Here is an 11,339-nt window from a genome sequence, read left to right on the forward strand (position 1 = left end):
CCCCGAACATCAGACAATCAGGGCTTGTAAAAAAATGCAAAAAACCTTATCGATCAAAAACATTAAAGGCGGGGTCACCGCACCAAAGGGCTTTACCGCGGTAGGTATCCATGCAGGGATAAAACCACGTTCCGCCTTAGACCTTGCATTAGTTCTATCGGAACGAGCAGGCCCAATCGCAGGGGTGTTTACGAAAAATCAAATCTTGGCCGCTTCGGTTGTCGTCAACAAACAGCTTCTTAAAAAGCGTATGGGGCAGGCCATCGTCGTCAATAGCGGCAATGCAAACGCTTGTACAGGCACACAAGGAATGACCAATGCCAAAGAAGTTCAAACCTTAACGGCACGACATCTTGGGATCCCGAAATCAACAGTTTTTATTGGTTCAACCGGTGTGATTGGACGAGCACTTCCCATGCCAATATTACGCAACGCGATTCCCCATCTGGTAAAACAAGTCCGACGCTCCGGACATACGAAGGCGGCCAAAGCCATTATGACCACCGACACAAAATCCAAAGAATTTGCCTGCCAAGCAAAAATTGGCAAGCATGTAATTACCGTCGGCGGAATGGCGAAAGGGTCGGGGATGATTCATCCCAATATGGCCACCATGTTAGCCTACCTCACAACCGATGCCGCGATCACGCCGCAGGCCCTCCAGCGTGGACTCACCGAAGCCGTAGATCTTTCGTTTAATGCCATTTCTGTGGATGGCGATAGCAGCACCAATGATACCGTGCTTTGTCTCGCTAATGGCCTTGCCAACAACCCCGTGATTACCCATGGAACCTCCGAGTGGCACGCTTTCGCCAGCCTAATCCAGCGTGCCTGCGAATCCTTAGCCCTTCAAATTTGCCGGGATGGCGAAGGAGCCACGAAACTGGTCACCATTATTGTGGAAGGCACGCAATCCAACCCCCAAGCTAAACAAATTGCTCAGACCATTGCGACTTCCATGCTCGTCAAAACCGCATTGTTTGGCGAAGACCCGAATTGGGGCCGTATCATTGCGGCCATTGGTCGGGCCGGCGTCCCTCTGGACCCTAACAATATTACTCTAATGTTTGATGAAATCATTGTTGTTCAGGGAGGACAACGGGTCAGCGACCAAGCCGATGCACGTGCCCAAAAGGTCATGCGTAAAAAAGAATTGACACTTTGGGTCTCGATTGGAAAGGGAGCGGGCCGTCATCGCCTGTGGACCACCGACCTTTCCTACGAATATGTCAAAATTAACGCCTCTTACACTACTTAAGTATTTTTTCTCACCAAAGACTTTTCCCCTCAAAATTTCACCTGAGACCTGAGGATAAACGGGCCAGACCGATACGCCTACCTCGTACCCTATTTCTGCCACGCCTCGACCTGGAAAAATCTTAAAAAGTATGACTTGGATCACATCAATTTTGACAGTCTACGAATAGAATCGTGCACTTTCGCTGAAGTGCAATCCTTGGAAACATTATGTTGCGAGTGTGGAACCAGATTGCAAAACTCTCGATTTTTGTTCGTCTCACCCTGGGATACCTGACCATCATGACTTTGGTAATTGGAGTCAACTGGTTCATATTAAGCCAACTGCGCACATTATCGGAATTAGGCACGGAATTAGTCTCCTACCACTATCCAACGGTAGAGACAGCCAAACGCCTGATTACGAGTTTGCTCGTTCAACTGAAAAGCGACAAGCAATACCTCGTATTGCGAGATACGAGTCTTTTAAAAGAATTTCTACAGGAAGCCGGCCAATTTAAAAAAACCTTAATTTCCCTGGTCGAACAGGATCCTTCCAAAGAAGGCCAAGCCCTGCTTCAACAAATCCAACTGGCCCATGACCAATTCCAGACCTTATTTCTGAGCGAGGGAGTAGAGCGCGGGGGCCGATTCACTAAAAACTTGGCCCAATATGAAAGAAACCGAGACGCCCTCATCGATTCTATGACGGCTTCCACCCAATCCTACATCGCGCTACATGAACAGCAGATCAGCACAGTACTCAGCGACTCTCATAAACGAGCCAAGCAGGCAGAAAACATTACGCGTCAATTAATGGTCACCGGCGTGCTGTTTGGAATGGGCTTAGCGGGAATTGCCACCTTCAGTATTTTACGACCCTTACGACGAGTCCAAAGACAAATTCGCGAAATTGGACGAGGTGATTTTTCGGCCTCCGTTCAGGGAGAAGTCCCTCAAGAACTGAGAGAGTTAGTCGGTACAGTGAATTGGATGGGAACCCAATTGCAGGAACTTGATCAGATGAAAACGGAATTTCTGGCGAATATTTCTCATGAACTGCGTACTCCGCTCACGTCAATCAGAGAAGGAACTCAGCTTCTCTTGGACCAGGTCCCCGGCCCTTTGACTCCAGAACAGCATCAAACGCTCTCCATCCTGCTCGATAGCACTCAACGCCTAAACCAACTGATCGCCACGTTGCTGGATCTTTCTAAAATGGAAGCCAATATGATGGCATATTCATTTACCCCAACATTGTTGACCCAACTCGTTCAGCAAACCGTAGACAAAGTACAATTTCTCGCCGAGCGAAAACAAATTTCCCTCAGTATTGATAACCAGCTCCCTCCCAATCATAGCTTGTCACTCGACAGCATTCGGATTGAACAGGCGTTGGAAAACTTACTGTCTAATGCCTTGAAATTTAGCCCAAACGGATCACCTATACTGGTTACACTTCGGCATGAGTCTGCCTCACATCTCACCGCTATTAGCGTTCAAGACAAGGGACCCGGGATTCCTCCGGAAGATCTCCCTCATATTTTTGAACGGTTTTACCAAGGAAGAACCCCTGATGGAGGAGCCAGATTTGGAAGTGGAATTGGCCTCGCTTTGGCGAAAAAAGTCGTCGAAGCCCATCAGGGAGAAATTTGGATTGATAGTGCCCTAGGAAAAGGCACCATCGTGCAAATCACGCTTCCAGCTGAAACAGTGGAGGAAAAGGTTCATGCCTCATAAACTTTCCCCCATCCCTTTTACGATTCAAGAGGTCTTCCTGACCATTATAATCTTGATAGGAGGAACCGGGTGTCAAGAATTTCCACCCTATACGCTCAACACAGATTCTTTTGGCAACCAGGCATCTCTGTCTTCAGCCACCATGCTGACTCCAAACCCCCAAGATACTACATTCCTCCATGGGCTTGAGTCACGCGCGGATAAACAATTGTCCCAATGTCGAAAACCCGAAGATTGCAACCAAGCCCATTTTTTGAAAGCATTAACCACCCTGCATACGAATCAAGAAGCCGCCAGTTACCACTTTCAAAAAGTGGTGGAATCCTCGCCACAACATCGCCTCAGTCAGGCAAGTCGAGTTTGGCTTTGGCTATTAGATGAGATTCGTGCCGCTAAATCTCAGCCAACATCCGCACAAGAGATCAACCGAGAACTCATCCAAGCCTTACTCCAACGAGACCTTGGCCTCCTCGAAAGTCCCTCTCCAGACACATTGATGCCTCCAGACCTGAAAAGTCTCCTCATGGCGAATGATGCCAAAATACAATCCCTAAGTGAGCAAGTTCACGCACTCTCTCAAGAAGTGGCGACCCTTAAATCTGAATCTGCCTCGATACAATCGCTTCAAAAACAATTACAGCAACGCAATAAAAAAGTGACCGAGCTCACCAGCCAACTTGATGCTCTCCGACGGATCGATCAAGAACTCAAAGAAAAAGCACCTCCCACGACTCCATCTGAAACAATTTTGCCTCCAAAGGAGGAACCTCGTGACCACCCCTAAATCCACCTTGGAACGCATTCTTGTCGTAGATGATGATGAAGGTCTCTTGACATTGCTTCGCATGCGCTTGACCTCGTTTGGCTTCGATGTCACCACTTGTTCAAACGGCAAAGCCGCCATTACCCATTTTCAGGATGCACCCTTTGACTTTGCGATTCTAGATGTTCGAATGCCGGACATGAGTGGGCTCACCGTTATGGAAGAATTGCTGCAGCTCCACCCCGCCCTTCCTGTTTTGATCCTCACCGCCCACGGCTGCATTCCTGATGCTGTGGAAGCTATGAAAAAGGGAGCCTATTCATATCTGACCAAACCGTTCGATGATAAGGAACTCCATGCCTGTATTGATAAAGCTTTATCACAAAAGCGCATGACGCAAGAAATTCATCGATTAAAAATGCTGGTAAATGAACTGTATGGCATGGAAAATGTCGTAGCTCGGAGCCCACAAATGCAGGCCATTCTTCAACAAGTCAGCCGGGTTGCCGATACCAATGCCTCAGTCTGCATTGTCGGAGAAACCGGGACCGGCAAAGAAGTCATTGCTCGTGTCCTACACTGCAATAGTTCTCGCGCTTCCGGCCCCTTCGTGGGTGTCAATTGCGCTGCCATCCCGGACTCTTTATTTGAAAGTGAATTGTTTGGGCATACGAAAGGATCTTTTACCGGAGCGTATCAATCCAAGACCGGACTCTTCGAAACTGGACATCGTGGCACCTTATTCCTGGATGAGATTGGGGAAATGCCTCTCGCGCTTCAGGGAAAACTTCTTCGAGCCATTCAGGAACGGGAAGTATTACCCATTGGCGCCCGTCACCCCACGAAAATTGACGTCCGGTTAATTACAGCTACCAATCAAGATTTGAATGTGGCGGTTCAGGAAGGCCGGTTTCGAGAGGACTTATTTTACCGCATCCAGGTGGTCCCTATTGCCTTGCCTCCACTCCGCGAACGAAGGCAAGATATTCCTTCCTTAGCTCAACACTTTCTGAAAAAAAGTGCAGCCCGCGCAAATAAAGCCATTAGAGGATTCGTCCCCGATGCCTTGCAAAAATTAACGGTCTACTCCTGGCCGGGTAATATTCGAGAGCTAGAAAATGTTGTTGAACACGCGGTCATTATGGCCTCACAGGATATGATTACCCCAGACCTGCTACCCATTGTCCGCCATTCTGGTAAAGGGACGCTTGTGCCACTTACAGAAGCAAAGGAATCATTTGAACGAGACTACCTGAAATCATTACTGGAGATTACCGAGGGAAATATCTCACGCGCCTCTCAAATTGCTGGAAGATACCGTTCAGACTTTTACAAACTTTTAAAAAAGTATCACTTGTATCCTGCCAACCAATCTGATTCATCCTCATAATAACGTGAAATAAACAATTTCCTCCCTTGGCCCGTCGATCATTTTCCTGCCCCTAGTAGTACCACAAATAATTTAGCTATATCTCACCACTCCCTTTCTGGGCTTCTGTTGGGTCTCCCACAACTCAGCTTCGTCATTAACCTCTGAGAACCAAGTTCACACTTTACGAACAAGACCAAAAAAAGATAAATCTCTAAAATTAAAAAAAATCCTTACCCCTCTTCCGCAATGGCCGTTTGATACTGTAAAGAATTTCGTCACCCCATCCGACTAATTCCCTATAAAGTAGAAATATTCCGAATAAGACGCACTGCCATTGGGCCCTTGCCCCTAAAGAATTTTTTACCCCACAAAGGCTGTCAAAACATATGAACGTAGGAATTCATCACCAAAAAGGCGGGAAATTAGGGATATTATTAGGAACGGTCCTTTCCACAATTCTCCTCGGTTTGGTCACCGCTTTATATTATGAGATCTTTGTTGGCTTATGGTACGACTGGGACCATGACCCTAACTATTCACATGGGTTTATTGTTCCATTTATGTCCGTATATTTTGTTTATGAACGATGGGGACAACTGCAAAAACTTCCACATCAGCCTCATCTGCTAGGAATTCCCGTCCTGATATTGGGAGTCGCCATGTTAGTGATTGGATCTGTTGGGGCAGAATTATTTGCCCAGCGAGTCTCCTTCATTGTGGTTATTTCAGGGCTGGTCCTACTGATATTCGGAAAACGTATACTCCTGACCCTAAGCCTTCCCCTGGTGTTTCTCCTATTTATGATTCCGCTTCCTGCCATTGTCGTGAATACTATTGCTTTCCCCCTGCAAATTTTTGCCGCTCAAACAGCATCTTTTTGCTTGTTTAACCTGGGAATTCCGGTTCTCCGGGAAGGCAACCTCATTTCTTTAGCTGGGTCGACTCTAGAAGTCGCCGAGGCCTGCAGTGGTCTTCGATCTTTGGTTGCCTTACTCGCATTGGGAACGGTGTATGCCTATTTTTCACAACGACAAATGTGGAAACGTTGGACGCTGGTCTTGCTGTCAATCCCGATCGCAATTTTAGCCAATGCGTTTCGTGTCACGGGAACAGGGATTTTAGCCAATTATTGGGGAACGGAAGCTGCTGAAGGGTTTTATCATACGTTTGAAGGCTGGATCGTGTTTGTGGTGGCCTTCATTCTATTGTTGGCATGCGGTACGCTCATTGGGAAAATCGGCAAACACTCACGAAGACAGTCGACAATGTCGGTCTAACCAACAATTCCATAGAAGAAAGTGGTCTGGCCGAAGGACACTGAGAAAATAAGAACCACATGCTTTTTCAAACGGAGTAATTATGAAACCCTGGCCATTCGTCGTAGCCTCCTTAATATTGGTCGGAACTATTGGTCTCATCCAATCGCTTTCCCGAGGTGAGACCCCACTGACCAAGAAATCATTTTCCGAATTTCCCATGATCCTTGCTGATCGTTGGGAAGGGAAAGAACTCCCACTTGATCAAGAGATTCTGGATATCCTGAAGGTGAGCGAATATTTGATGAGAATTTATACCCCCAAACCATCCTTGGACTCGACTGATATCGCTCCGGTCCCAGTTTCACTTTACATCGGTTACTACGAGAGCCAACGCACAGGCGCCACCTATCATTCTCCGAAAAACTGCTTACCGGGCGCCGGCTGGAGTTTTGCGGAAACGAAAATGACTTGGGTTCCTATTGGCAATAGCGGACAATCAATACTTATCAACGAAGTCCTAATTCAAAAGGGTGTTGACAAACAACTGGTCCTATACTGGTACCATGATCGCGGGCGAGTTATCGCCAGCGAATACTGGGCAAAAGCCTATATGATTTGGGATTCCATGACCCAAAATCGCACGGATGGTTCATTGGTCAGAATCATTGTCCCGGTCTCCGGCACCACGAAAGAGGCATTCAAACTGGGGACGACCTTTCTCAATGATATGTGGCCATCTCTGTTATCTTATATGCCTTCTTCCTCCATGACGTGAGGTCTCAGTCATGGACCTTATCTGGCTCGTCCCACTATTTCTCAGTTCTCTCGCTTGCTTGTTTCTTATAGGGGGCATCCTTCTCAAACGGTCACGGGGGCCCGTGGAACAGGCTTTAGTAGCAGTCATTGCGACTACGGGGTGGATTCAAGCTAACACCGCTTTAGGTCTTCTAAACGGCGAGGGACGAATCCTATGGCAACAATTGGTTATGGCAGGAGAAATTGTGTTTCCCATCGCACTCTATAAAGTCGGCGCATCGTTTATTAGTGAACATTACGCAGAAAACATCTCCGAAACCACTTGGAGGTTTCGGGCCCTCTGCCTCTTGGGAATACTATGTACAGGGCTCCTCATTGCGCCAGCCTTCCTTTCTTCCATTGGACCTTTCGAACTTCACTCTATACAGGGCAAGGTCATTAGCTTGTATTTTTTAGTCGCATTGGTGGTGGGATTAGCCCAATTGGAACAAGTCCTTCGAGCCTCACGCGACCCCCTTCGCTATCAAATCAAATTCGTGATTATAGGTTTAGGAAGTTTGGCAGGATTTGCCATCATTCAATCAAGCCAATGGGACCTTTTTCTCCAGGAGAACCAGGGATTTGTTTTTGCAGATGGCCTTATTACCTTTTTCTCTCTTATTCTAATTGGCTTTGGTCTGGGTCGATGGCATTTTCACGATATGAGTCATGCCGTCTCCATATCTCCACAGGCCTTATACACCTCAATGACCCTCCTCATTGTGGGGGGATATTTCATTATCGTAGGAGGACTCGGAGAACTGATTAGACGATCGAATTGGGCCATGGCGGAATCGGTTGGAGTATTGGTGGTTTTTACCGCCTGTATCGCTCTCATCGTGGTGCTCTCATCGCGCCAAGTCAAAGCAGAACTTCGACTTCTCCTCGCCAGACATTTTCTAGGCTCAAAATATGATTATCGCCTTAAATGGATCGAGGTCACGGAATCATTCCGAGCATGTGATTCGGTCGACAGCATTTTAGATATTTGCCTGGATCTGCTAATTCGAACATTTGGGGCCCAACACGTCACAACTTGGTTGCTTTATGAAGCGGATGGACGGTTTCATCAGGTTCGATCTGCGAACATCGAGCCGCCGCCGCCGCCATTACCGATCCATCACCAGATGCACCAACTGATTCAGTCCCAGGAAGAAATTATCGATCTCTCTCGTCTTGAGATAGCACATTCTCCGGAATGGAAATCCTTTTTGCAATCGACCGACGCACACCTATGTATTCCTTTACGTTCCTCAGAGACGCTACACGGCTTCATTACCCTCAGCCGCCAATTTGGCGACCGTCACTATCGCCAAGACGATTTTGACTTAATGACATCTATCACTCATTACGTCTCCGTGCAATTAACGCAAGCGCGACTTTCCGAAGAGCGAACAGCCACCGCGAAATGGGAAGCTGTAAGCCGTTTTTCCGCCTTTTACCTTCACGACTTAAAAACTCTGATTGCTGGGCTCTCCATGGTAGCCCAAAACGCCAAGACACATGGCAACGATCCTGCCTTTCAAGAATCGGCTATGCGCACCGTCACGAATACGGTGACAAAACTTACCGGCCTCATCAATAAACTATCCGTCCAATCAAAATCCGTCACTGTTGAGCAGGCCGAATCCTTTCATACCGTCAACATCAATGACATTATTCTTGAAGCCATTCGTTCATTGTCTTCCAGCATGGAAGAACCCGCATTATCCATGACACCAACTTTACCACCGGTTTCTATCGTGCCTGACCAATTCAAACAATTATTTATGAATCTCATGATGAATGCGAAACAATCCGCAGGAGAAGCTGGAAAAGTTAGGGTATCGACTGTACCTAAGCCTGGAGCCGTTGCCATTACCATTGCCGACTCCGGACCAGGGATTCCCGAATCGCAATTACGAACCCTCTTCCAGCCATTCAAAACAACCAAGAAGGATGGATTCGGAATTGGGTTGTATCAATGTAAATCCATTGTCGAACAATCAAAGGGCTCCATACGAATTGAGAGTCAAGAAGGACAGGGAACGCACGTCCATATCGTCTTGCCAGCAGCATGAGCGCACTATCCCTATCACGGACGAAGGAGAGATACTATGAAACCATCAGCGACCAAGACGAAGACTGAAGTGGAAGAACAGGAATTAGAATCTTCCAAGAAAAAGAGGCCTCATCCCACACTCCTGCTTATCGAGGATGACGAAGACCTTCGACAACAAATGAAATGGGCCCTTAGCTCCAACTACGAACTCCGAGAAGCAGTTGATAGGGCCTCCGCGGTGGAGATCGTGCAAAACGAGCCGGTCCATTTTGCTATTTTAGATCTGGGGTTGCCGCCACATGCCAACGACGCAATTGAAGGCTTAGCTGCCCTCGAAGATATGTTGTCAGTCAACCGTGATTTAAAAATTATCATGGCCACTGGCAACACCGATCGACGACATGCGCTTAAAGCCATTGAACTTGGGGCCTACGATTTTTTGGAAAAACCAGTAGATCTGGAGGTGCTCAAAGTCGTCCTCCAACGAGCCGACTACATTCTTCGTCTTGAACGAGAAAACCGCTCTTTAAGGAAACAAGAAGATCAAACTGATTTTGAAGCCATTATCGGCACCAGCACACCGATGCAAAAAGTATTCGAAGTCGTCAGACGAGTTGCCAAATCCGACATTTCGGTACTTGTGATCGGAGAAAGCGGCACCGGGAAGGAACTCATTGCCCGGGCGCTCCATCATCAGAGTGACCGCGCCAGGGGTCCGTTCATCGCGATCAACTGCGGCGCCATCCCAGAGAATTTGCTGGAAAGCGAATTATTCGGTCACGAAAAAGGCGCCTTTACCGGTGCCCATGCCCGCCGCAAAGGCCGCATCGAATCCGCAGACAAAGGCACATTGTTTTTAGACGAAATTGGGGAACTGCCAACAGCCTTGCAAGTAAAACTCCTCCGGGTGCTACAAGAACGATGCATCGAGCGAGTGGGAGGTCGGGAATCTATCGAAATCGATTCAAGAATTGTCGCAGCCACCAATATTGACCTCGAAAAAGCCATGGCTCAAGGGCAATTTCGCGAAGACCTTTACTATCGGTTGAATACCGTAACGATTCCGATCCCTCCCTTAAAAGATCGAGGGGGGGATATTATCCTACTCGCGGAACGATTTCTCCAACGCATTGCCGATGGCGCAGGGAAAAAATTTGCAGGGTTTACCAAGGAAGCCAAGATCAGTATCGAACGATATCACTGGCCCGGAAATGTCCGAGAATTGGAAAATCGCATTAAACGGGCCGTAGCCATGGCCGATGGGAACCGGATTACTCCTGAAGACGTTCAGTTGGATTCACCAACGGTTGGATATTCAGGGTATACCCTCAAAAATGCTCGAGAAGCGGTTGAACGTGAACTCATTCAACGCACCCTGGAGAAAACCGGTGGCAATATCACACGTGCGGCTTCTGAGCTTGGTGTCAGTCGGCCAACACTACATGAATTAATTACTCGATATTCACTTCGATAGTTCAATTCACACTCTACGGCCAAAAAGGAAAGGCAACAAATAGTAATCTGCACTTATTCGAAAAGAATGAGATTACGAAACGGGACGATCATTCGTAAATCCTAATTTTTCGTTCATCCCAGTTATTATTAGATACTAGTTGAGGGTACCTTGTTATAAACAATAAGTGGATTTGAAATATTAGAAAAAACAACAATGCCTCACTAACAATCCATCGGTTTTGTCACTATCGGCCTTTTGTTATCATCAAAACTCATTCTCCTTCTTTCCCTCTTCCAGAATTTCTAACAATTTCTTCAGCTGACCAAATCTATTGATTTATTAGCGAAATTCCTTCTTCATTTTCCTTGAACTTGGCACAAAAGAAACAGCCTAAAAAAATAGTGCTTAAACAACCTACAAGTTCTTTCATTAAAGTCTTTACCTTTCCCTCCGATAAAGGATGGAGCAACAGTTAGAATGATTTAATCGAGAGACAATAAACCTATTCATGCCTATGAACGATTGTTGAAACACATAGTTTTTCGGCCCCTTCTCGATAACGGCAAACCCATTGTGAAATGGGGACGCAAAGCCACGGGTCAGTGAATAAACACTGATAGCCGGGTTACCGAAGGAAGGGAAGAGCATACGCTCTCCGAGAGGATGGGGCCATCCGA

The 11,339-nt window shown here is 47.1% G+C and carries 8 protein-coding genes and 1 riboswitch; all 8 genes read left to right on the forward strand.

The genetic code is table 11. The annotated features are described in order from the left end of the window. Positions 1 to 34: 34 nt before the first annotated feature. The gene (gene argJ / locus PPG34_RS06310) at positions 35 to 1,258 is read left to right on the forward strand and encodes a bifunctional glutamate N-acetyltransferase/amino-acid acetyltransferase ArgJ (RefSeq protein WP_313832303.1); all 1,224 of its coding nucleotides are present in this window, start codon (positions 35 to 37) and stop codon (positions 1,256 to 1,258) included. A 209-nt stretch (positions 1,259 to 1,467) separates the two neighbouring features. Continuing rightward, positions 1,468 to 2,976: a sensor histidine kinase gene (locus PPG34_RS06315; RefSeq protein ID WP_313832305.1), complete on the forward strand. Its 1,509-nt coding sequence runs from the start codon at positions 1,468 to 1,470 to the stop codon at positions 2,974 to 2,976. Beyond that, complete coding sequence (locus PPG34_RS06320; RefSeq protein WP_313832306.1) at positions 2,966 to 3,760, forward strand: hypothetical protein; 795 nt, start codon at positions 2,966 to 2,968, stop codon at positions 3,758 to 3,760. The genes PPG34_RS06315 and PPG34_RS06320 overlap by 11 nt, the downstream gene beginning before the upstream one ends. Continuing rightward, positions 3,747 to 5,129 carry a sigma-54-dependent transcriptional regulator gene (locus PPG34_RS06325; protein ID WP_313832307.1) on the forward strand — a complete coding sequence of 461 codons (1,383 nt, stop codon included), beginning with the start codon at positions 3,747 to 3,749 and terminating at the stop codon, positions 5,127 to 5,129. The genes PPG34_RS06320 and PPG34_RS06325 overlap by 14 nt, the downstream gene beginning before the upstream one ends. A 368-nt stretch (positions 5,130 to 5,497) precedes the next feature. After that, positions 5,498 to 6,388 carry an exosortase A gene (gene xrtA / locus PPG34_RS06330; protein WP_313832308.1) on the forward strand — a complete coding sequence of 297 codons (891 nt, stop codon included), beginning with the start codon at positions 5,498 to 5,500 and terminating at the stop codon, positions 6,386 to 6,388. An 82-nt stretch (positions 6,389 to 6,470) separates the two neighbouring features. Beyond that, a complete protein-coding gene (locus PPG34_RS06335) occupies positions 6,471 to 7,145 on the forward strand; it encodes an exosortase C-terminal domain/associated protein EpsI (protein WP_313832309.1) in 675 nt (224 codons plus the stop codon). A gap of 10 nt (positions 7,146 to 7,155) precedes the next feature. Further along, complete coding sequence (gene prsK, locus PPG34_RS06340; protein ID WP_313832311.1) at positions 7,156 to 9,225, forward strand: XrtA/PEP-CTERM system histidine kinase PrsK; 2,070 nt, start codon at positions 7,156 to 7,158, stop codon at positions 9,223 to 9,225. 36 nt (positions 9,226 to 9,261) lie between these two features. Next, a complete protein-coding gene (gene prsR, locus PPG34_RS06345) occupies positions 9,262 to 10,680 on the forward strand; it encodes a PEP-CTERM-box response regulator transcription factor (protein WP_313832312.1) in 1,419 nt (472 codons plus the stop codon). A gap of 533 nt (positions 10,681 to 11,213) precedes the next feature. After that, positions 11,214 to 11,295, forward strand: a riboswitch (cyclic di-GMP riboswitch). Positions 11,296 to 11,339: the final 44 nt, after the last annotated feature.

The organism is Candidatus Nitronereus thalassa (assembly GCF_032191465.1).
GTDB classification, from domain to species: domain Bacteria; phylum Nitrospirota; class Nitrospiria; order Nitrospirales; family UBA8639; genus Nitronereus; species Nitronereus thalassa.